17 protein-coding genes and 3 pseudogenes are annotated in these 21842 nt (G+C 61.9%); 12 read left to right on the forward strand and 8 right to left on the reverse strand.

The genetic code is table 11. The features are described 5' to 3' along the window. Positions 1–3: 3 nt before the first annotated feature. Both I2456_RS23745 and I2456_RS23750 read right to left on the reverse strand, forming a co-directional pair. Positions 4–473, reverse strand: a pseudogene (locus tag I2456_RS23745) (PaaI family thioesterase). 287 nt (positions 474–760) lie between these two features. Continuing rightward, positions 761–1330, reverse strand: coding sequence for a carboxymuconolactone decarboxylase family protein (locus tag I2456_RS23750; RefSeq protein WP_372457562.1), 570 nt, complete (start codon positions 1328–1330; stop codon positions 761–763). 246 nt (positions 1331–1576) lie between these two features. Here I2456_RS23750 and I2456_RS23755 point away from each other — a divergent pair, with 246 nt between their 5' ends. Continuing rightward, positions 1577–2785, forward strand: coding sequence for an IS110 family RNA-guided transposase (locus tag I2456_RS23755; protein ID WP_007172600.1), 1209 nt, complete (start codon positions 1577–1579; stop codon positions 2783–2785). 42 nt (positions 2786–2827) lie between these two features. On the opposite strand, the gene I2456_RS23760 is transcribed toward I2456_RS23755, so the two are convergent. Continuing rightward, the gene (locus I2456_RS23760) at positions 2828–3925 is read right to left on the reverse strand and encodes a zinc-dependent alcohol dehydrogenase (protein WP_007172287.1); all 1098 of its coding nucleotides are present in this window, start codon (positions 3923–3925) and stop codon (positions 2828–2830) included. Then, the gene (locus I2456_RS23765) at positions 3922–5415 is read right to left on the reverse strand and encodes an acetyl-CoA acetyltransferase (RefSeq protein ID WP_007172286.1); all 1494 of its coding nucleotides are present in this window, start codon (positions 5413–5415) and stop codon (positions 3922–3924) included. Before I2456_RS23765 ends, I2456_RS23760 begins: the two co-directional genes overlap by 4 nt. A gap of 120 nt (positions 5416–5535) precedes the next feature. Between I2456_RS23765 and I2456_RS23770 the strand changes: the two genes are divergently transcribed. The 11 genes and pseudogenes from I2456_RS23770 to I2456_RS23820 all read left to right on the forward strand — a co-directional run bounded on the left by I2456_RS23770 (position 5536) and on the right by I2456_RS23820 (position 16793). Further along, positions 5536–6183, forward strand: a complete 648-nt coding sequence (locus tag I2456_RS23770) for a TetR/AcrR family transcriptional regulator (protein ID WP_046182710.1) — start codon at positions 5536–5538, stop codon at positions 6181–6183. Between the two features lie 48 nt (positions 6184–6231). Next, entirely contained in the window at positions 6232–6672 is a 441-nt protein-coding gene (locus tag I2456_RS23775) for a PaaI family thioesterase (RefSeq protein WP_007172283.1), read from the forward strand. A gap of 52 nt (positions 6673–6724) precedes the next feature. Beyond that, a complete protein-coding gene (locus I2456_RS23780) occupies positions 6725–7621 on the forward strand; it encodes an alpha/beta fold hydrolase (RefSeq protein WP_033721570.1) in 897 nt (298 codons plus the stop codon). 132 nt (positions 7622–7753) lie between these two features. Then, positions 7754–9237 (forward strand): annotated as a pseudogene (locus I2456_RS23785) (carboxylesterase/lipase family protein). A 407-nt stretch (positions 9238–9644) separates the two neighbouring features. Next, a pseudogene (locus I2456_RS23790) lies at positions 9645–11366 on the forward strand (IS481 family transposase); the annotation flags it as partial. Between the two features lie 167 nt (positions 11367–11533). Beyond that, on the forward strand, positions 11534–13042 hold the full coding sequence (gene istA / locus I2456_RS23795; RefSeq protein WP_079669096.1) for an IS21 family transposase: 1509 nt from the start codon (positions 11534–11536) through the stop codon (positions 13040–13042). Then, complete coding sequence (gene istB, locus I2456_RS23800; protein ID WP_007172566.1) at positions 13039–13848, forward strand: IS21-like element helper ATPase IstB; 810 nt, start codon at positions 13039–13041, stop codon at positions 13846–13848. Before istA ends, istB begins: the two co-directional genes overlap by 4 nt. 319 nt (positions 13849–14167) lie before the next feature. After that, entirely contained in the window at positions 14168–15352 is a 1185-nt protein-coding gene (locus I2456_RS23805; RefSeq protein WP_007172279.1) for a ferritin-like domain-containing protein, read from the forward strand. Next, the gene (locus I2456_RS23810; RefSeq protein ID WP_007172278.1) at positions 15340–15792 is read left to right on the forward strand and encodes a hypothetical protein; all 453 of its coding nucleotides are present in this window, start codon (positions 15340–15342) and stop codon (positions 15790–15792) included. Before I2456_RS23805 ends, I2456_RS23810 begins: the two co-directional genes overlap by 13 nt. A 26-nt stretch (positions 15793–15818) precedes the next feature. Next, positions 15819–16106 (forward strand): NADH-quinone oxidoreductase subunit I, encoded by a 288-nt coding sequence (locus I2456_RS23815; RefSeq protein ID WP_007172277.1) that lies wholly within the window; start codon positions 15819–15821, stop codon positions 16104–16106. Between the two features lie 279 nt (positions 16107–16385). After that, positions 16386–16793, forward strand: coding sequence for an SCP2 sterol-binding domain-containing protein (locus tag I2456_RS23820; RefSeq protein ID WP_007172276.1), 408 nt, complete (start codon positions 16386–16388; stop codon positions 16791–16793). A gap of 327 nt (positions 16794–17120) precedes the next feature. Here the strand turns inward: I2456_RS23820 and I2456_RS23825 are convergent, their stop codons facing one another. From I2456_RS23825 to I2456_RS23840, 4 genes are all read right to left on the reverse strand, one after another. After that, a complete protein-coding gene (locus I2456_RS23825) occupies positions 17121–18074 on the reverse strand; it encodes an SDR family NAD(P)-dependent oxidoreductase (RefSeq protein WP_007172275.1) in 954 nt (317 codons plus the stop codon). Further along, complete coding sequence (locus tag I2456_RS23830; RefSeq protein WP_007172274.1) at positions 18071–19699, reverse strand: flavin-containing monooxygenase; 1629 nt, start codon at positions 19697–19699, stop codon at positions 18071–18073. The genes I2456_RS23825 and I2456_RS23830 overlap by 4 nt, the downstream gene beginning before the upstream one ends. Continuing rightward, positions 19671–20540, reverse strand: coding sequence for a metal-dependent hydrolase (locus I2456_RS23835; RefSeq protein WP_007172273.1), 870 nt, complete (start codon positions 20538–20540; stop codon positions 19671–19673). The genes I2456_RS23830 and I2456_RS23835 overlap by 29 nt, the downstream gene beginning before the upstream one ends. 69 nt (positions 20541–20609) lie before the next feature. Next, on the reverse strand, positions 20610–21500 hold the full coding sequence (locus I2456_RS23840) for a metal-dependent hydrolase (protein WP_170826031.1): 891 nt from the start codon (positions 21498–21500) through the stop codon (positions 20610–20612). Positions 21501–21842: the final 342 nt, after the last annotated feature.

A 21842-nucleotide genomic window follows, 5' to 3' on the forward strand; every position in this document is an offset into this window, starting at 1 on the left:
CGATTACGCACCTTCATCTGAGTCATGAGCGGTGTTGGGTCCAGCGAAGCGGACGAGCTGGTCAAGAAGCTCTCCGAAACCGGCGATGTCGCCGTGGGCGGCGAAGTGTTCGGGTTCTACCGTGATGAAAACCGCTGTTGCGGTGAAACGAATGACGCCATCTTCACCGACCCCCTCGCCAGTGTAAGGCACGTCCTTGCCGCACGCTGATACGTGCGCTAATGCGGTGGGGCTGGTGTAGCGGAACCGGCGCTAGATACTCGATCGCGAGATTGCGCGTGACCGCAGGCGTGCCGGCGATCCACAGGGTGAAGCCCAAAAGGTCGTCGCACGCCGCCGCGATAGCCCCGCCGTGCGCCAAGCCGGGCGCACCGATATGACGCTCATCGAATGCCACATCGGCATATACCTCATCGTCCAGACGATAGACCTCTAGCTGCAGGCCACTGGAATTCTCGGGTCCCGCAACCCATACAGGTAGGCGTGTGTGACGGCAGGCGTTGCGGTTCAGTTGAATTTGGAGCATCCAAGGTTGCGGCCTCGTTTCCGGTTGGACGTGTTCGATAACTTCGGCCATTGCGGCCTTAAACGACGAGAAATCCCGCATTAAGGTGCCGAACGCAGCAACTTGGCGTATGCCGACCTGGCAAAGTGCAGCTCATGGTCACGGCGAGCCGCGCCGGGCGATCCAAGCGCCAGTACGGTCCGCTTCGGCGCGATACCGTTAGCACGGTACCGCAGGCATTTTGGACACGCTGCGTCACGATGGTCGAACACCGTCAGGGGGCCATTCGTCGACGCCGTCTTCGAGCGGCACATCCAGAGATCGCAGGAGCGCAGAAAAGAGTCGCCAGTTGCCAATCGCCGCGACAAGTTCTACAAGGAGCCCCGGGTCTGCTTGCAACGCATCTCGGCACACAGCCCACGTGCCATCCGAGATGGTGCCGTCACGCAGTGTCTCATCGGTCGCCGCAAGTACAGCACGTTCGGCATCGCCAAAGTGGTTAGCATTCTGCCAATCTCGCACCGCGAGCAGGTCACGCTCGGACACGTCGAGCATTCGTGCGAGTCGCCAATGTTGCGTCCATTCATAGACCGAGCCGGTGACCCAGCCGATTCGCATGATGATCAGCTCTCGCAGCCGCGCGTCGAGGTCCCCGGTCCACAGCAACGCCTCCAGCAGTCCGTTCAAGGCCATTGCCACACTAGGCTGGTGAAGCGCGATTCGGAATATCGACAACTCCGCTATGGCTTCGGGGATGCCACATTGAGCAGCGCGCCGGCGCGCGTCTGTCAGGCCGAGCATTTCGACGCGGTTTCCACTGCCCACAGTCGGTCCTTAAGTTCGTAGGTGCAGTTACTTCGTGTTGTTACGTTGTGCTGTGACCCGGGTGGGTCGGGTGAGGCGGCATGTCGGTTGCCGGCCTGGTGGTGCGGCTTGAAAGGACTGGCCGCCCGGCCTTCCTGGACTTCCTCGGGCCGCTGATTGAGATCTGCGACGTGATCGCTTGTTTAAGGAAATGCTGGCGGGGTTGTCCGTGGGGATCGTGTTGGCAGACAAGCGGATAGGAGATCGATGGCAGCGGGCCAGTTGTGGGCTGGGGTTGATGTCGGCAAGGAACATCACTGGGTGTGCGTGGTCGACAACAGCGGCACGGTGGTGTTGTCGCGCAGACTCGGCAACGAGGAGCAACCGATCCGTGCGCTGATCGGCGAGATTGACTCGTTGGCTGATCAGGTTGCCTGGACGGTGGACCTGACCACGGTGTATGCCGCCCTGTTGTTGACCGTGTTGGCTGATGCCGGCAAGTCGGTGCGCTACCTGGCGGGCCGTGCGGTCTGGCAAGCCTCGGCGGTCTATCGAGGTGGTGAAGCCAAGACCGACGCCAAAGACGCCCGGGTGATCGCTGATCAGTCGCGGATGCGCGGCGATGACTTGCCACTGCTGCATCCCGACGACGATCTGATCACCGAACTGCGGCTGCTCACCGCTCATCGCGCCGACCTGGTCGCTGACCGCACCCGCACGATCAACCGACTGCGCCAACAACTCGTTGCGGTGTGTCCGGCGCTGGAGCGGGCCGCCCAGCTCAGCGCTGACCGGGGCTGGGTAGTGCTGCTGGCGCGCTACCAGCGCCCCAAAGCCATCCGCCAGACCGGTATTTCGCGGCTGACCCGGATCCTGGCCGACGCCGGAGTGCGTAATGCCGCGGCCATTGCGGCGGCTGCGGTGGCGGCCGCCAAAACTCAAACGGTCCGACTGCCCGGCGAACAAGTGGCCGCCGGACTGATCGCTGATCTGGCGCAGGGGGTGATTGCCCTCGATGACCGCATCAAGACCACCGATGCCGACATCGAGGACCGATTTCGCCGCCATCCACTGGCCGAAGTGATCACCAGCATCCCAGGCATGGGATTTCGGCTCGGTGCTGAATTCCTGGCCGCCGTCGGCGATCCCGAACTGATCGGCTCGGCCGACCAGCTCGCCGCCTGGGCCGGGCTCGCACCGGTATCTCGAGATTCGGGAAAACGCACCGGACGACTGCACACCCCCAAGCGCTACAGCCGCCGGCTGCGCCGGGTGATGTACATGTCCGCACTGACCGCCATCCGCTGCGACCCGGCCTCCCGCGCCTACTACCAACGCAAACGAAACCAAGGCAAACGACCCATCCCAGCCACCATCTGCCTGGCCCGACGCCGCACCAACGTCCTCTACGCACTCATCCGCGACAACCGCACCTGGCAACCCGACTCACCCCCGATCACTCAGTCGGCGGCTTGACATCGTCATTGAGAGTCCTTTCAGTTGGGCACTGCTGGCACGTCAGGCCATCGGTACGAAGACGTTGTGCAAGGCCGGAATCGTGCCCGGCTCGCCATCGGCTAAGACGTCGAGTAATCGTGGTAGGCCCGCGAAACCGGCGACGTCCCGGGATAGTTCATCGAAGGGCCAACGCCCAGAGACGAGCAATTCGATCGCGCTCTGATAGGCGGGGTAATCGACCCCCAGCGAGCCGAGGACGCGTAGTTCTTTGAAAACGAGGAGGTCTGGCTCGAAGCCTGGTGCTCCGCCGCCGCCGCGGGTGCCGGCGATCACCACGCGTCCGCCTGGTCGAGCAAGTGCGACGGCGTCAGCGAATGCACCTGGCGCTTTGGCGGTGACGTCGACGACGACGTCTGCGAGTTGACCGGTCGCTCGTTGCAGGGCCTTGACCGGGTCTTCACGGGTCACGTCAATGGTCAGGTCCACGCCGAACTTGGACGCTGCGGCTAACCGTGGTCGATCGCGTGGTCCGAGTCCGGTCATAGCGACGAATGCCGCTCCGGATTCCTTCGCTGCTACGGCCGAGCAGATGCCGCGGATGCCTGGCCCCAGGACTGCGACGACGTCGCCTGACGCGGTCTCCGGCAGCGTGGCAGCCCATTTGATTCCCGCGCCCAGCGGGTTGAACAACGTAGCGACAATCGGGTCGAGTCTGTCTGGAATCGACAACAGCATGGAATCGAAGGGCAGATGCAGGTGCGTTGCGTACCCTCCCCACAGGCCGGGATCGATGTTTACGTCGACGAAGCCGAACATCGTGGCCAGTCCGTTGCGCGAGCACCTGCGATACTCACCTCGGCGGCACGCGTCGCACTCCCGGCACGATCGAAAAACCTCGACCGCAACCCGATCACCTGCCGACACACCCCAACGCGCGCTTGCGGCGTCACCGACTGCCTCAACGACACCGACGATTTCATGTCCCGGGACGAAGGCGAAGCCCGCTGGTAGGTGACCGCTGTACTGCTCGTGATCGGTTCCGCAGAGCCCGCACGCCTCGATCCGAAGGACTCCGGAGTGGCCGTCGACGGGCGGTACCGCAAGAGTGCGCCGCTCGAGGGCGCGCGGCTTGGTCAGCACGAGCGCATCGGCCTTCATGGCAGTTCGAATTCGACGCGCTGATCAGCGGGCCGCACAGTTACCTGACGTCCGACCATCATCTCTTTTGACATTTCCTTCGCCACCTTCGCATCGTCGTTGCGAGCCGCGACGCGCCGGCCGTCGGGTAGACGCGCGAGAACAGGCACCCACGAAGGGCCAACGTCGCGGTCGTGTACCACCGTGTAGCCGTCGATCGTTGCCCTACCGGATGTGTCGGCGGCAGAAGCGACTGGAACCGCAGTCGCATCAATCGCGGCCTGCGCTTCCGCCATGTCCGGTGTCTGCCACCCAGTCGGCGGCGGCGTCGCCGACCATAGGCCCAACGAGTGCTTCGTGATGTACCAACCTAATCCGGAAACCAGTCCTAGGGCGTCCGGTTCGCTTCGGCAGCGTCGAACCATCTCCACAATCGAGTGGCTGACATAGTTGTTACCCGGTCCTCCGTGGTAGGGCAATCCACCGGTCACCGTGAACCCGCGTGGATCCGCTGGATCGAGATCGAGCGCCTCGATCGCAACTTCGACCGCGGAAGGGAAGCAGGAGTACAAATCGAACCATCCGATGTCATCGGCGGAAAGGTCGCAGGCAGCTAGGAGCGCCCGTCCGACAGCGCGAATTCCCGCGGACCGACTGAGATCGGGCCGCTGAACCGGAAAGTACACGTCGTTGCAAGTGGCCGCGCACCATGGGAAAACCCATCGGTCACGAGGAACACCGATTTCGTCGGCGACTTCGGCAGCCATCATGACGAAGGCGGCTGCCATATCGACGGTGATAATGCTGTTGAGCATCTTGGGATATGGCTCGCACACCATCCGGTTAGTTGGCGAGACCGAGCTGAGCTCACTGGCAGTGCGCGCGCGCGGAAACCATGCCTGGCCGGGATGCCTCGATGCTTCGAGCGTGAAGGGGGCCATCAGGTTTCCCAGCCAGCGACGCTGCTCATCGAAGGTCCGGCCCGATCGAGCCGCAATCGCCGATTCGAAGACCGGGTACACCTGGTGCGGCCAACGCAGTCCAGCACACATCTCGGCCGCGCTCAGACCGGGGCGAGTATCGCCAAGTGACTCATCCCGGCCCTCAACGGGTTTCGGGTCTCGTCGCACCTGACCCGATCCAACCCTACGAGCTGACGCGCCGCTCTCCGCTCCGACGACTAACACCGCGTCGCTGACACCGCGCGCGATGCGGGCGCCGAGCACCTCAACGAGGTACTGAGGCGTATTACCGCCAACCGGACAACTGATGCGCCGTATTGGCGCCAGCCCAGCCGCTTCGGCAATCCTCGTCGCAGGATTGTCACGCGGAATCATCAAGATTCCGGGCGTCGCCACCATATCGATTCGATGCCCGATAGCAGCGCCCGAGTCCTGCAATGCTCGACGCACGGCCTCGGAAGCCAAATCGATGGGGTCAACGACACCGTCGTCGCGGTGCGTGATCTCACCAACTGCGACGACGACCGGAGTGCGGCGTGGAATCGGCAACGGTCAGGCCGCGGTCATCGTCGACGCCTTTGCGACATATCTGCGATATTGTCACATAAGGTGCTATACGACAACTGCTTCGATCGTCAGCCCACGAACGGCACGGGACGGCATACTTGAATGGTGACGAAAAAATCGTTGCGATGGGGCACGGCGACCGCCGCGAGCCGCGACATCGCCCGAGACCATCTGCTCGATGCCGCCGCAACGTCCCTCGAGAACAAGGGGCTACCGGGCACCACGATGGAGGACATCGCCAGGCAGGCCGGGGTGTCCCGCGCCACGGTGTATCGCTACTTTCCGAGTCGTGAATCCGTCATTTCCGGTGTTATCTTGCGGTCAGCCGAACGCTACCTCCGCCGCATTAGTGCGCGGATCGCAGCGCATGCCGATTTAGGCTCGGCGATACTGGATTTCGTCGAGGTTACACTCCGTGCGGCCCACCGTGAACCCATAATCGGATTGCTATTCGGCAGTGACGACGAACTCGCCGGCGTAGGGCTGGCCAAGGGTACGTCGGTGGCTTTGTTCGAACTCGTCGCCGAGTTCCTTCGCCCTGTCTTCGCCGCGCACTGGGATCAACTTGAGCGTGGGGTGTCGGTCGACGATGCATCCGAGTGGATACTGCGGGCTATCCTCAGCCTACTCACGGTCGAAGGCCCAAGGCAGCGCAGCCCGGAGGGCCTCGATGCTTTTCTACGAAGATTCCTGCTTCCTCCTCTGCTCACCACCACCCGGTCTTGCGCTGATGCAACAAGTACGGAGTAATGTCTCGTTAGTGGCAGCAGTATCGGTGAACGACGAGGGGCTCTAGACATGAAGTTCGAGCAGTTCAGCCAAGAGATTGCCGACGAGTTGCAGAATGCGGCGGCAACCGCGGGTGGGCTGTCCAGCTACTTGGGATTTCGGCACACCGAATTCGCCGCGGGACGTCTGGTTGTGGAGATGGATGCTCGGGACGACCTGATGACGCCGTTCGGCAACCTGCACGGCGGATGCTTGTCGGCGATGGTAGACCACTGTCTGGGCGTGGTGTTCTATCCGGTTATCCCAGCGGGATCATGGGTGGCCACAACGGAATTCAAGCTAAATCTGCTGCAGCCCGTGTCGAGCGGAGTGTGCGTTGCGGTCACCGAGATCATCGCGCTGGGCAAGCGTAGCGGTGTCGCCAGAATCGATGTCTCCAACGCGGGGCGCGCGGTATGCGCGGCGCAGGGAACCGTGACGGTGGTTAGCCCGAGGGGGTATTCCGGTTGATGGCGAGACTGAGCACGAGTGCCGTCCGAATTGGCTATCGCGGCCTAATCAAATGACTGTTACCTGCGAGCGAATCCGCACCGAAGACGGCGTCACCCTCACGGCGGATTTCTACCGGCACGACACCGCCCGCGCCGTCGTACTTCTCCTGCATGGTGGTGGTCAAAATCGCCACGCTTGGACCACCACGGCGCGCCGGTTGCATGCGCGCGGTTACACCGTCGTCGCCTACGATGCCCGAGGCCACGGCGATAGCGGGTGGGACCCGACTGGGCGATACGAACTCGCAGGACTCACATCCGATCTGCTGGCTGTGCGCGAACATGCGAGTGACGACCGCCCGCCGGTGGTCGTTGGTGCGTCGTTGGGTGGCATGACCATTTTGGGAACCCATCTGCTGGCACCAGCCGATTTGTGGTCAGCAGTCGTTCTTGTCGACATCACCCCGCGAATGGAGTTCCACGGTGCACGCCGCGTCGTGTCATTTATGGCCGCCCATCCCGACGGATTCGGCACGCTCGACGACGCGGCCGACGTCATCGCCCAATACAATCCGCACCGCGCTCGTCCCGAAAGCCTGGACGGACTGCGAAAAGTGTTGCGCCAACGCGACGATGGCAGGTGGATTTGGCGATGGGATCCGGCTTTCATCACCTCTAATTTTCAGTTCCTGCAAGGTGACCCCGCCACTGGTGCCGAACAGTTCGACGCGATCAGCGAACTGCTTGTTGAGGGGGCCCGTCGCGTGCAGGCACCAACGCTTCTGGTGCGCGGCGTCCTCTCGGATGTGACATCGCAGCAGTCGGTCGATGAATTCCTCCAGGTTGTCCCGCACGCCGAAGCGGTGGACGTTTCCGGCACAGGTCACATGGTGGCCGGCGACGACAACGACGCCTTCACTGCAGCAGTCGCCGGATTTCTCGACCGCACGATAGCCAATTCGGCCTGAGAACCTCTGAGCTGTGTGGCGCAGCCCAAAGCTGGCCATAGTTAAGGGCAGCCGACAGCTACCAAAACCAAGATATGCGTGACATCCATCCACTTAAGCAGGATGTGAATGGCCATTAGCTACAGTCGAGCGATGCACCTTCGTACCGTCTGCACCACAGTAACTTCCGGCTTGGTCGAGGGTTTCTCCCGAGACGGCGTGACCAGGTGGCGATCCATCCCCTACGCCGAGCCGCCCGTCGGGGCGTTGCGCCTAAGAGCCCCCGGCCAATCGAGCCGTGGGAGGGAGTCTTGCCGTGTCACCGTTTCAGGTACTGTGCACCACAGCCGCGCAAATACACTTTTGTTGGCCTCGGCAAATATCAGCCGATGAGCGAAGACTGCCTGACGCTGAACGTCGTCGCGCCCGACACCAGATACGAGCGGCCGTTACCTGTGATGGTGTTCATCCATGGCGGCGCATACTTCCTCGGCAGCTCCGCGACACCGGTATATGACGGGGCATCGTTGGCTCGCAAGGGGTGCGTGTTCGTGTCAGTTAATTACCGGCTGGGCGCGCTTGGAGCAGTTGACCTCTCGTCTCTGTCTACCGACGCCTTCCGCATCGACGACAATCTTTATCTGCGTGATCTGGTTATGGCGCTCCGTTGGGTGCGTGACAACATCGCAAGCTTCGGCGGCAATCCCGACGCTGTGACGATATTCGGCGAGAGCGCAGGGGCACACGCAGTGGCGACGCTGTTGGCTGTTCCAGCTGCTAAAGGGCTGTTCGCTCAAGCCATTTCTGAGAGCCCCGCGGGAGGTTTGGCTAGTTCCCGTGAACAATCTGAAGAATACGCCGCAAGGTTTGCGGCGATTCTCGGAGCTCGGAGGCGAGACGCTGCCGCGGTCTTGCTGACCGCGCCGCCGACCGACCTCGTAGCGACTTTGGATCATCTGATCATGCAGGAAAGCCGCAACGCGCCGGGCGTATATCCGGTCGGTCCCACATATGGAACCGACTACCTGCCGCTGGATCCAATGGATTCGTTGCGCTTGGGAAAAGCACACCGAGTGCCTCTCGTCGTGGGTAACAATGCGGAAGAAGCCAAGCTGTTCACCCGCTTCCTGAAACTACTGCCAACGAACGAACCCAAGATCGAGCTGCTGCTATCGACTGTGGAATCTGCTGACCGTGAGCGGATTACGGCGGCGTACCCCTCTTATCCGAAAGCCGCTGCTTGTATTGAATTGGGAGGCGACTTCACGTTCGCATCGGTCGTATGGCAGATCGCCGACGCGCACAGCGCACACGCTCCGGTATACGTGTACCGCTATGACTACGCTCCGCGCACGTTGCGATGGTCCGGGCTGGGGGCCACTCATGCTACCGAATTGCTCGCAGTTTTCGACGTCTACAGAACGCGGTTGGGTCGGCTGCTCAGCGCGGCAGGCGACAAATATACGGCGCTGCGCATTACCGAGGATGTCCAGTCGCGGTGGTGCGCCTTCGCCCGCACAGGCGTGCCTGGCGCGGGTTGGCCCAGCCACGTCAGTGCCGACCATGCGGTGATGATCTTCGACAGGACATCGCGGGTCGAGTGTGACCCGCTTGCGGTTCGGCGCCAGGCGTGGTAGGGATTTACCTTCCGCCGCCCCTGACCGCATTCTGTGTGCATCTCGTTCCCGACATGCCGCGAACTGCCGCGGGCGAGGTATTCAAAGACAGAGCTTCGCCCGTAATTCGGCGGGGAGCGGCGTTCAGCCCTACGTTGAACCGCTGTTCGTCGCGTCAGCTGCTGATTACCACCACCACCTGGGAATGGAACCAGACGCCCAGGTAGTTGCGCGCGGAGCGCTTGAGCTTCAGCCTATCGGCTCGCGCTACGGCGGCGGGCCAAAAGTTTCGATAGTGGGATGGCCCACTCGGGTCAGAGTTGACCCTGCTGTCAATGTAAAGGTTCAAGACATGTTGGACGGCAGGGGTTCTAGAGATCCTTGACGGGTTCAGCAGATCTTTGACGGTCTGGTTTGATGCTCGTTCTGTGAGCGATGAGACGGCCGGTGATTCCGCCGATTGGGTGACTGAGCACAGATATCGTGCGGTCCTGCAGGTCCTCGACGGAGTTCCCAAAAGCCAGGTGGCACGGGAGTGCGGGGCGTCGCGGCAGTCCGTGCACTCATGGGTCATCCGGTATGAGGCCTTCGGCTTGCCGGGATTGGCCGATCGGTCGCGTCGGCCGTTGACGTCGCCGAACGAGCTGTCGCCGACGGTGGTGGCGATGGTCTGCGAACTGCGCCGAACATATCCGCGCTGGGGTGCTCAACGCATCGCTCACGAGCTGGTACTTCGTGGCGTGGACGCGCCGCCGTCGCGGTCGAGCGTCTACCGAATCTTGGTGCGTCATGGCCTGATCACCGCGCAGCAGCAGAACCACAAGCGCAAGTACCGGCGCTGGCAGCGCGACGCCCCGATGCAGCTGTGGCAGATCGACATCATGGGCGGGGTGTTCCTCGCCGATGGTCGTGAGTGCAAGTTGGTCACCGGCATCGATGACCATGCACGGTTCGTCGTGATGGCCACTGTCGTTGCCCAGCCGGGGGCACGCGCGGTCTGCGCGGCATTCACCGCGGCCATGGCCGCCTACGGCGTGCCCTCAGAAGTGTTGACCGACAACGGGAAGCAGTTCACGGGCCGGTTCACCAAGCCGTATCCGGCTGAGGTGCTGTTCGAACGGATCTGTCGGGAGAACGGCATCACCACGCGGCTGACGAAACCCCGATCACCGACGACGACCGGCAAGATCGAACGTTTTCACAAGACGCTGCGCCGCGAGCTCCTGGATTCCGCAGGCCCCTTCGTAAGCATCGAAGCCGCCCAGCAGGCGATCGATGCCTGGGTGCACGGTTACAACCACAGCCGTCCCCACCAGTCGCTGGGGATGGCGACGCCGGCAACGGTGTTCCGTCCAGCGCCCATCGACGTGATACCGCCGCTGCCCGTAGCCACCGAACCGCTGGTCCCCAACACCGTCGACGTCATCGTTCCGCCTCGTACCCGCCAACACCTCGCGCCGGTGACAGAGCACGCGTTGGGCGCGACCGTGCACGCCGTCGAGTGGGAGGCAGTGCTGACGCCCCGAGCGCGGCTGCTGCTTCCAGCTGATCAGCAGTTCAAGTTCACCGCCGCGCTGGCCCGACGCGAGGTCACGGTGTGGGCCAGCGACCGCAGCATCCACATCGTGCTCGACGGCGCGGTCATCCGGACGCGACCATCGCGACTGTCCGAACACGACCTGCGCGATCTGCTGCGCCGCGGTGCACGCATCGCCGGACCAGAGCCCGCACGTGGCGCTGTCACCGTCGACATGCTGACCACCAGCGCAGTCATCGAAGTCGCGCGCACCGTCTCCCGCGATGGCTGCATCGGCCTTGGTGGCCACAAGGTGCTGCTGGAGTCGACGTTGGTCGGCCAGCGCGTCACCGTCCGCTTCGAGGGCACCCTGATGCACATCGTGGCCAACCGCCGACTCGTCAAGACGCTGCCCGCGCCGATACCGGCGGATCAGCGCGCAGCACTGCGTGGAGCACGCCCCAGCGCCGAGCCCTTGCCGCCACCGGCGCCCCCACACCAGGCCATGCGACGCGTGGCGGCCAATGGGACGGTGACCGTCGCCGGCCAACGACTACGGATAGGACGCAGTTACCAAGGGCAAACGGTCGCTATTGCCATTGAGGACACCGTCTTTCGCGTCGTAATCGACGGCAACTGTCCGTGGCCATGAAAAAGTACCCACTGGTGGCCAAGTGGAGGTATCCGCTGGTGGCCGGATAAAAGTACCCACCCCGTGTTCGTCGTGTCGATCAGGAACTGCGGGCCCCGGTGGTGACGGTGAAGGTGCCAACCACTCATCGTCACCACCGGGGAGTTCCATTGAAGTCTGCGAGGGACCGCATGGACATCATTTCTGCTTATCAACAAGTCGGGTCATACCGCGGCGCCGCGCAGCTGTGCGGCACCACCCATAGGACCGTCAAGAAAGTCGTCGAGAAATTCGAAGCCGGTGAGAGCGCACCGCCGCGGGTCGAGCGGGCCCACAATTACGATGCGGTGGCCGATCTGGTCGCCGAGCGTGTCGAGAAGTCGGCGGGTCGGATGTCGGCGAAGCGGATGTTGCCGATCGCGAAGGCCGCCGGTTACGACGGGTCGGCACGCAACTTCCGTCGCCTCGTTGCTGAGGCGAAGGTGTTGTGGCGCAACGAACATCACCGGGGACGTCGCCCGGCGGTGTGGTCACCGGGTGAGTATCTGGTGATCGACTGGGCCCAAGCCGCACCCGGGTTGTTCCTGTTCTGCGCAGTGCTGGCGTTCTCCCGGTGGCGCTTCGTCGCGTTCGCCACCGACCAGAAGGCGTCCACGACGTTGGCGTTGATCGCCGAAGCGATGGCCGGGATAGGTGGTGTCCCGGCCCGGGTGCTGGCCGACCGGATGGCCTGTCTGAAGGGCGGCGTGGTCGCCAACGTGGTGATCCCTACCGCCGAATACGTCCGGCTGGCAGGTCATTACGGTTTCGCGCCGGACTTCTGCCATGCATCCGACCCTAAATCGAAGGGCATCGTGGAGAACTTGTGCGGCTACGCCCAACGCGACCTCGCCGTCCCGCTGCTCACCGACGCCGCCATCGCCGGGGTGCCGGTTGATCTGCGTGCTGCCAACGTTGCGGCCAGGGCGTGGTGTCTGGAGGTCAATGCCGCGGTGCATTCGGAGATCTGTGCGGTCCCCGATGAGCAACTGCTGATCGAACGGGAACTCCTGCAACCGTTGCCGTCGCTGCAACTTCGAATCGGGGCACCGTCGGTGATCCGCAAGGTCGACCGGCTGTCGTGTGTCCGGTATGCCTCGGCCCGCTACTCGGTGCCCACCCGACTGATCGGGACCAGCGTGGCCGTCGTCGTCGATCACGGCGCGCTGTGCATCGTGGAGCCCGCGACTGGGGTGATCGTGGCTGAGCACGAACTGGGTGCCCCAGGCAGCGCATCAGTCCTCGACGATCACTACGACGGTCCCCGCCCGGAACCTAGCCGCGGACCACGACCCAAAACTCATGCTGAGCAACAGTTCTGCACACTCGGCGAGGATGCTCAAGCATTCCTGGTCGGGGCCGCCGCGATCGGCAACACTCGGCTGGGCTCCGAACTGGAAGTCCTACTGGCGTTGGGCGCCGCCCACGGCACCGACGCCTTGGTCGGCGCGCTTCGCCGGGCGGTCGCGTTCCGGAGGTTCCGCGCGATCGACGTGCGGTCCATCCTGGCCGCCGGCGCCGGAACGCCGCAGCCCCGCCCCGCCGGGGATGCGTTGATCCTGGACCTCCCAGTCGCCCCGACCCGATCCCTGGCTGCCTACACGGTCAACCCGGCCGCAGACGGTGGTGCCACGTCATGAACGGCACGCCAGCCAAGGCAACCAAACCCGTTGCACCACTGTCCACTCCGCAATTCGCCGCTGATCTCGACGCCGGGCTGCGGCGGCTCAAGCTCGCCGCGATCCGGCGCACCGCCCCCGAAGTCCTAATCACCGCCAAGACCCAGCGCTGGACCCCCGAAGAAGTGCTACGGACCCTCGTCGAGACCGAACTGGCGGCACGGGATGCCTCCAACGTCGTCAACCGGCTCAAGGCTGCCGGGTTCCCGGTCACCAAGACCTTGGAGTCCTTCGACGTGGCCGCATCGTCGATTCAGCCCAAGGTGTTCGACTACCTGTCGAGCCTGGAATGGGTTCGCACACAACAGAATCTGGCGATCATCGGACCGGCTGGGACCGGCAAGTCCCACACCCTGATCGGACTGGGGGTCGCTGCGATTCATGCTGGGCACAAGGTCCGGTACTTCACCGCCGCCGACCTCGTCGAAACCCTCTACCGCGGCTTGGCCGACAACACCGTCGGCAAGATCATCGAATCCCTGCTCCGTGTCGATCTGATCATCCTCGACGAACTGGGCTTCGCCCCACTCGACGACACCGGCACCCAGCTGCTGTTCCGCCTCGTCGCCGGCGCCTACGAACGCCGCTCCCTGGCCATCGGCTCGCACTGGCCCTTCCAAGAGTGGGGTCGATTCCTGCCCGAGCAGACCACCGCCGTCAGCATCTTGGACCGGCTCCTGCATCACGCCACCGTCGTCATCACCGACGGCCAGTCCTACCGAATGAAGGACGCCCAACACCGGAAGGAGAACCCCCAACCAATCTAAGAATCACTGCACGGGGTGGGTACTTTTATCCGGCCACCAGCGGGTACTTCTACTTGGCCATTGACAGCAACGAGATCTGCACTCATGCGAGAAATCCCGACAGCGATATCACCATCTTCAAGGCTTACCCACGCCGCCACAGCATCTAGCCGTGCTCGCGACTTGCCCAGGGCGAATCCGTCAAAGATGTCTTGAAGCAACAATGCCAAGCATGTCCTGAAACCGCACACGGACACCTGCCGGACCTTACACGCGATGTGAGCGGCGCCATACGCTGGCGCTACGAATGGATTAGGTCACTAATGTGAAGGATCACCACATGACCGAGATGCTGACCCAGATGCAGGCGCTTCCCAGTGAAACTCCGCTCGAAGACGAGGCGTTGGCGGCTTACGAGAAGAAGTTTCGGGAGGACAACACGATTTGGGCTGAGTTGTTGCAGGAGAACCTCGACCGGCTCGGGCGCGGCTCGTTTTCGCTGCACTGGATGAACACCGACAAGGCCAATTGGGGTGTTCGCGCGCGCCCGAGTTCGCGGGGGTTGACCTATACCGACATCAACCGCCCGCCAGCCTACGGCACGCTGCCCGAGCACACGACGTGGCGCAACTTCGCCCCGCGCGGCTCTGTGCGTGAGCCCTATGTTGACCAGATGCCGACCATCGACGCTTATGACATCCTCGACAAGAAGGAGGCCTGGGCGGACAACGTCATGACGCTGTATGAGGAGGCCAAGGCACGGCAGTGGAACTCCACCAGCGATATTCCGTGGAACGAGCTGGAGCCCGCCAGTGAGGATCTGGAGAAGGCGGCGTGCCAGCTGGCTACCTCTTTGACGGAGGTTGAGTTCGTCGCCGGTGACTTTCCGTCGCGGTGGGTGTATCGCACCTCACCGGATTTCTACGAGGTTAAGAACTTCCTCGTGACGCAGATGATGGACGAGGCCCGCCACATGGAGGTGTTCCGAAAGCGTGCCCTCGCCGGCGGGGGAGGCTTGTTGCACGCCAGCCCGGCCCTGGAGTGGGCACTGAAGGCGATCCTCGAGTCGCCGAGCCACACCCAGGGCACGTTCCTGCTGAACGTGCTGGGCGAAGGGCTTGTCCTTACGATTTTCCGGGCCGGGGAGTACCTGTCCAAGACGCATGTCGACAAGGAGATCTTCCGGCGCTGCATGCAGGACGAGGCCCGTCACGTGTCGTACGGGACCCTGGAATTGAAGAACTTCCTCGACAGCTCGACTGATCGGGAAAAGGCGCTTTCGGATATGCATCGCTTCGCCGATCTTGGCGAGCAGATCATCCTCACCGCACTGAGCAGTCCCGGGCTGTTGGAACCGCTGGCCGTTCTTATGGGCGGTGGAGTGGACAAGATCGACGAAGGTATGGAGGGTGTGTCGTTCCTGTGGGGGACGATTATTGAGGAGTACCTGCAGCGCTGTGAGCGGGCCGGGTTTGACCGTCGCGAGAAGGTGACGATCCCCTTGGAGATGCCGTGGACGGCGTAAGTACGAGCGCAGATCTTCCTACCGTTGAGTGGTTCACCAGGCTGGCGGAGGTCAGTAAGGCTGACCTCGCCGAGTTCCGTAAACTCGGCGAGGTCGACTGCCGGTTTGCCGTCAACATCTTCGATGGCGGCCCAGATGGGTCTGCGTTGATTGTCCAGCTCACGTTCGACGGCTTCGAGGTGAGCGAGATCAAAGAGATCAGCGACACAGGGTTGGAGTCGATGGATTTCGTCATCGAAACCGACCGTGATTCGTGGCTGGACATGGTGGACAACATCCGCGCCGGAGACGGCCGACCGGACCTCGATCACACCCTCAACGCCTTGAGCATGGCGTCGACGCCGATACGGGTCTGGTCATCTGATCCTCTGGGCAAGGACATGTTTTTCCGCTACAACCAGAGTTTGCAGCATTTCATCAACAAGAGCGCTCGGCTGTGAGTCGCCGCTGAAGAAAAGGAAAGAGCATGAGCGGCACTCGGCGAGGCCATTTCTACATCGATGACACGTGCATCGGGTGCGGAGCGTGTGAGCACTCGTGCCCGGGACGGGTCGATGCCATATCCAAGAAGGCCGACGATTTCCTGGGCCGATTCGTCATCGACCTCGATGAATGCATCGACTGCGGGAAGTGCGTCCCGCTGTGCCCCGTCGATTGTATTCACGACGGGCGGGTCGAGGCGGCATTTGTCCCGGACAATGGCTACACGAAGATCGGAAAGCTATACGACTGGGCAGCGCGCAAAGATAGCTGATACATCAAAAGATCCAGGAGCTGAGGGATTGGCATCAGATTGGTGGCCGGGGCCACGTGTCGCGCGGCCGCTTGGCGCGGAGGTTGATTCTGACCTCTCTGCCAAAATTCGGACAGGCGATAGCTGTGGCTTCGACCCACAATGTCAGCTGCCGCATGAGCTCCCGCCGCGTCGCCGTCAGCTTTGCCGATCTATCACGACATCATCATCGTGGTTTTTCGGTCAGACCTCGCGGCGTCCCGACCATCACCACCCCATCAAATGACTAGGAGTTGTGTCATGGGCGTTTTCAAAGACGGCGTCGAGGCAACGAAGTACATTGCCGGGATCTTCGAGGAGGCGGTGGACGATGAGTCGATCGCCGATCAACTAGCGGCATCCGGTGTTGTGCTGCAGCTCAACTGCTCTGACCCGGATATCCAGGTTACGGTCGACATGCCTAATAAGAAGGTGTTCACCGGGAACTGTGACATCAAGCCTACCGTAGCGATGTTCATGACCTCTGACATGGCCAACCGGTTTTGGCAGGGCAACCTCAATCTCGCTGTCGCGCTGGCCAAAGGCCAGGTCCGCGCCAAGGGGCCGGTTCCAAAGATCCTGAAGCTTATTCCCGTCGCCAAGAAGCTTTTCCCGCGGTACGAGGAGCTGCTGCGGGCTGAGGGCCGTACTGACCTGCTGGTTGTTTGACGCGCGTCGACAAGTCGTCAAGCTGTATGGCGTACATCAAGCTCCTCGAGCGTAGATGTTCGAACGGGCCGGATAAGCGTCGGCCTGGTCGCTGCGACCGGCGTCTTGGTCCGCGCCGCACTTGAAGCCCTGCGCTACTAGGGTCCTGCGTCTGAAACCCGTTTACGGGTGTGGGGCAGGATTTCGTCGGGGTCATTTTCCATACCTGGGACTGTCTGAACAACGGTGGATCTGATCTTGGTCTGACACGCCGGGCGTGAGCTTGGCGGGAAGGACTGATGATGTCGGAAACACTCGACTTCGGAATGGCCATTGATCGTCAGCAGACTACTTTCCCGTGCTGACGACCGACGCCGCCGAATCGGCTCGACGGGGGACAAGTTTGTCCTGGTTCGTGGCGCGCTGGGTGCTCAACAGGCGAGTGCCCAGCCGCTGCAACGCCTCCACTGAGAATGGTTGTGTCATACGGCGGTTGACAGCGGGGGCAATGCGGAGCATGAAATAGCCCAGCCAGGCCTCGGTGCGCACCGGTACGACCGCGAGATCAAACCGTACAGCACGCACGGCGGCGCGAGCGACGAGGTCGGGACTCATCGGTGAGATCGGAAACTTCTCGCCAAATTCCTGGAGCTTCTTGGTGAACTGTTTTCCTTGTTCGATCAGTTCGTGGTTGACGCCGACAACCACCGCGCGATCACCTATATTGGTATTGATCACACCCGGGCATATCGCGCTGACGCCGATGCCTTTCGGTCCGAGCTCGAGCCGCAGGCATTCGGTCAGCATCTTCACGCCCGCTTTGGAAACCGAGTACGGCGACATAACCGGGGTGGGCGTGAATGCCGCCGCCGAGGCGATATTGACGATATGGCCACCGCCGTGTTCAACCATCTGGGCGCCGAAGAAACGGCACCCATGAACGACGCCCATTAGGTTCACACCGAGTTGGCGTTCCCAATCCGACGGACGCAGCTCTAAGAACGGGCCGCCCACCAAGATTCCTGCGTTATTGACCAGCACATCGGCGTATCCGTAATCGGCTAACACGCTGCGAGCGAGCGCCTCCCAGGCATCGGGGTCGATAACATCCAATTGCGCCGCCGACGCGCTGCGGGCATGACCACGGATCATCGCCGTGGTCGCTTGTGCCGCATCCAGATCGATGTCGGACACCACGACATGGGCGCCGAGCTTGGCAAACCTGATCGCTGTCGCCCGGCCAATACCGCTTGCAGCCCCGGTGACCACCACCACGCGTGGACGCAACCGATTGACCTTCACGCGTTCTCCTTCCTCATGGCCCCGATCGCACCCGGAAGCTTAACGCCCGTACTGTAGCGGTAGACATCAAGGTTGTAATGTCGGTTCTGCCAATACATTTCGCCATGCGTCGACGGCCGAAACGGTGAATCGCCCTGGCTGTTGATATAGTAGGTATTCGAATCCGCGCAGGTCGGAGTGAACAGAAAGTTCTTTTCCTGGCGCTTCAAACACTTCCGGAAATACTCGTCGTGGACTTCCTGACGTATCTCGCAGACCGTCGCGCCGCAGCGCTTCGCCTCGGCTATAGCGCGGCTCAGATGAGCCGACGTCGCTTCGATCATCCACAGATATGATCCCAGCACGAAGCCATAAGGCCCAGTGATGGAGAACATGTTCGGAAATTTGGGAACAGACACGCCTTGATACGACTGGTATCTCTGCTCATACCAGAACCGCCCGAGATCGATGCCGTCGCGCCCGATGACGGGAAAGGGTGGCACTGCACCCGTATCCCACAGCTTGAACCCGGTCGCGCATATCAACACGTCGACCTCGTGCTCTACACCATCCACTGTCCGCACCCCCTTCCTGGTTATGCACTCGATCGCATCGGTGACCAGGCTGACATCTTCGCGGTTGAATGTGCGGAGGTAGTCGTTTGACATCGATGGGCGCTTGCAGCCCAAGCCATAGTGTGGGATCAGCTTCTCCCGAATTACTGGATCCTCGATTTGCCGACGCATCCAGCGGCGTGTAGCTAGCTCGAGCAGCTGGCGAGTCCCGTTCACTAGCCACCCTGGACCGACCCACATCCCCGCCATCCCGATCTCAGTTGCGACAGTGCCCACCGTGCGGATAGCCGAGCGGATTCGTTTACGGCCCAGGACCCATCGGCCGACGGACTTGATCTCCATATCCGGTTTGGGGAACACCCAGATCGGCGTTCGCTGGAAGACGGTCAGATGTTCGACCTCGTCAACGATGGCCGGGACAAGCTGGAGCGCCGTGGCGCCCGTGCCGATCACCGCGACGCGCTTACCGGCCAGCACCACGTCGTGATCCCATAGCGCGGTGTGCACGAGCGCACCCCCGTACTCGTCCAAACCTGGGATATCGGGCATCTTCGGGCGTTCCAGGCCGCCGACCGCCATTACGACATATCGGCTCGTGATCTCCTGGTTGCCGGCGGCGGTCAATCGCCATAGACTGTTGTGCTCATCAAACACCGCCGAGGCGACGGTGGTGTTCAACCGAAGCTTCTCACGCAGGCCGTATTGGTCCACGACGTCATCGGCGTAATCCCGAAGCTCGTCACCCGGAGCGAAGATCCGCGACCAATCACCGCGCTGCTCGTAGGAAAAGCTGTAGACAAACGACGGAATATCCACCGCCACACCCGGATATGTGTTCGCATGCCAGGTGCCGCCCACCCGATCCCACTTGTCGACGATGACAAAGTCGTGAATACCTCTCCGTTGCAAGGCGATACCGGCGCCGATACCGCCGAACCCAGCGCCCACAATGACGACGTCATGGTCAGGAGTGACACGCTCGGCAGCAGGTAACTGTTCAATCTCGACTTTTGTACTCAATTCGGGCTCGCCGGACTTGCTGCTACTTTTGGTAACCCACAAGGGTGCCATGGGTCCCGAACAGTTCCTGCTGCCACTTGTTCAGCAGCGCACGGGTGTCGACATCGTCGGGATGAAAGCCGGGTTTCATGTAGATGCGCAGGTCGGCCATCAAACCCTTGAGCAGCGGGCCTCGAAACACAGCACGCGCTTGACGCGTCACTTTGATCGGATGCCACCCTTTAGGGTCCGTCGCGATGGACAGCAACACGCCGATCGTTATCACCGGGATGGCCAGAACGTATAAAACCCCCATCACACCGATGCGAAGCCACTCCGGCCCGCGGACCGACCGGTAAACGTCGAAGGCAACCGATTTGTGCTCCAGCTCTTCCACCGCGTGCCAGTTGAGCAGGTTTCGCACCTCGGGATCACCAGGGATCTTCTGTAACTCCTCGCCTAGCATTCGCTCAGCCAGCGTGGCAGTGAAGTGTTCAGCCGCTGCAGTGACCGCCAGGGGTACCCGCGCGGGCAGCAGGTTTTCGATCCGCACCAACAGCCGCTGCCGCCGACTATTGGCATCGAACATGAAAAAACTGACCAGGGGATAGCCCCTGTCCACCAATTGCTCGTTGAGCCGGCGGTGTTCCTGCCCATGCACCGACTCCTGACCAATGAATCCGGCCACCCGCTTCTTTAACTCCGGATCGGTCACCCGATCGGCGAAGCGCCGGACCGACCTGATAAATAATTCCTCGCCGGGCGGAAATATGCCCGACAGCAACGCCACAAGGTGGCTAAGCACGATGTCGCCCTCAACGAAGTGACGCTGCATCGGCTGCGGATCACCGAATGAGAACCGAATCCGGCGAGTTTTCGGATACGCCTTTTTTGCTGGTCTTTCCGGTGCCATTCCTGTGTTCGCAACTGCTGCGTGACTAGCTACCATGACACTCTCCTTTGTTTTGAGTGTGGTGGTCGGTCACTTCAGGTAGCCGACCAGGGCCCCCTCGGTGCCGAAGAGTTCCTCCTGCCATTGCTCCAGCAACGCGTTGGTGTCGATGTCGTCGGGATGAAATCCCGGTCGCAGGTATTGCCTGAGCTCTGGGATCACGCCACGAAGAATGGGGCCGCGGTAGAGCCGATAGGTCTCACGCACCAGTCGCACTGGCTGACGGCGCGCTTCGGGATCCCGCGCCACCGAACAAGCCAGTACGGCGGTTATGAGGAGGAGCAGAAGGGGGATCATTACCGCCATCACACGTCGACGCACCCGCTCGGTACCCCGCACCGAGCGGAATACATCAAAGGCAACCGACTTGTGCTCAAGTTCCTCCAGCGCATGCCAGTTCAGCAGGTTCCACACCTCCGCATCACCCGGGATCGCCTGGATCTCCTCATCGCCGAGCAGCCGCTCAGCAAGTACGGCGGTGAAGTGTTCTGCGGCTGCTGTCACCGCCAGCGGAATCCGGGCCGGCAGCACCTCCTCGATGCGTTTCACCCAATCAACAAACTTTTCGGAATCCCACCACCCAATCGGATACCCCATGTCAACGAGCTTGTCATTGAGCGCCCGATGCTGCTGGCCATGCACCGATTCCTGACCGATAAACCCGGCCACCCGCTTCTTCAACCCAGGGTCGGCGATCTCATCGGCAAACCGGCGCACCGACCGAATGAACAACTCCTCCCCCGGCGGGAACGACCCCGACAAGTTCGCCAGAAAGTGGCTGAAGATGATGTCGTCGTTAACGAAATACTTGCTGCCCTGGGCAAACGGGAAACGTATCCGCCGGGTCGTCGGATACCGAGACCCCTCACTCACCGCATTTGCAGTGGTCGCTGCCTCTTGCACTATGTGGTCGCTCGTCATAACAAGATACCCCTTCCTCGAACACCCGGTTTCCGATACCGACAGTACTAGGTGTTTAGTGAGACGTTACTGCGGATCGACAGGGCGCGCAAGACTCCGCAATGACGTGTAGAAGCGCTGCGTTTGAGAGCCGCATCACACCGCCGCGTACGCTGTCACCTCCACGACTCCTGCCTTTAAACTGTTTTGACAATCGGCCCAAACCGCAGTACATAGTACTAGTCGTTACGTATACTGTTTGTTCGGAAAATTGCTTACTCGGAAGCAGGGAGCGTTCAAGCTGGATACCGGCATCGAGGCTCTCAGCAACCACTCGTACGGCGCGTAACAGGGAGGCTCGCG

The sequence above is a fragment of the Mycobacterium kubicae genome, assembly GCF_015689175.1.
Taxonomy (GTDB): Bacteria; Actinomycetota; Actinomycetes; order Mycobacteriales; family Mycobacteriaceae; genus Mycobacterium; species Mycobacterium kubicae.

Bases quoted from the DNA above. Each gene is read 5' to 3' on its own strand.
- I2456_RS23755 (WP_007172600.1), top strand. From the start codon at position 1,577: ATGGCAGCGGGCCAGTTGTGGGCTGGGGTTGATGTCGGCAAGGAACAT.
- istB (WP_007172566.1), top strand. From the start codon at position 13,039: ATGAACGGCACGCCAGCCAAGGCAACCAAACCCGTTGCACCACTGTCC.
- I2456_RS23780 (WP_033721570.1), top strand. From the start codon at position 6,725: ATGACTGTTACCTGCGAGCGAATCCGCACCGAAGACGGCGTCACCCTC.
- I2456_RS23835 (WP_007172273.1), bottom strand. From the start codon at position 20,540: ATGGCACCGGAAAGACCAGCAAAAAAGGCGTATCCGAAAACTCGCCGG.
- I2456_RS23805 (WP_007172279.1), top strand. From the start codon at position 14,168: ATGACCGAGATGCTGACCCAGATGCAGGCGCTTCCCAGTGAAACTCCG.
- I2456_RS23775 (WP_007172283.1), top strand. From the start codon at position 6,232: ATGAAGTTCGAGCAGTTCAGCCAAGAGATTGCCGACGAGTTGCAGAAT.
- I2456_RS23770 (WP_046182710.1), top strand. From the start codon at position 5,536: ATGGTGACGAAAAAATCGTTGCGATGGGGCACGGCGACCGCCGCGAGC.
- I2456_RS23815 (WP_007172277.1), top strand. From the start codon at position 15,819: ATGAGCGGCACTCGGCGAGGCCATTTCTACATCGATGACACGTGCATC.
- I2456_RS23820 (WP_007172276.1), top strand. From the start codon at position 16,386: ATGGGCGTTTTCAAAGACGGCGTCGAGGCAACGAAGTACATTGCCGGG.
- I2456_RS23760 (WP_007172287.1), bottom strand. From the start codon at position 3,925: ATGAAGGCCGATGCGCTCGTGCTGACCAAGCCGCGCGCCCTCGAGCGG.
- I2456_RS23840 (WP_170826031.1), bottom strand. From the start codon at position 21,500: ATGACGAGCGACCACATAGTGCAAGAGGCAGCGACCACTGCAAATGCG.
- I2456_RS23830 (WP_007172274.1), bottom strand. From the start codon at position 19,699: ATGGCACCCTTGTGGGTTACCAAAAGTAGCAGCAAGTCCGGCGAGCCC.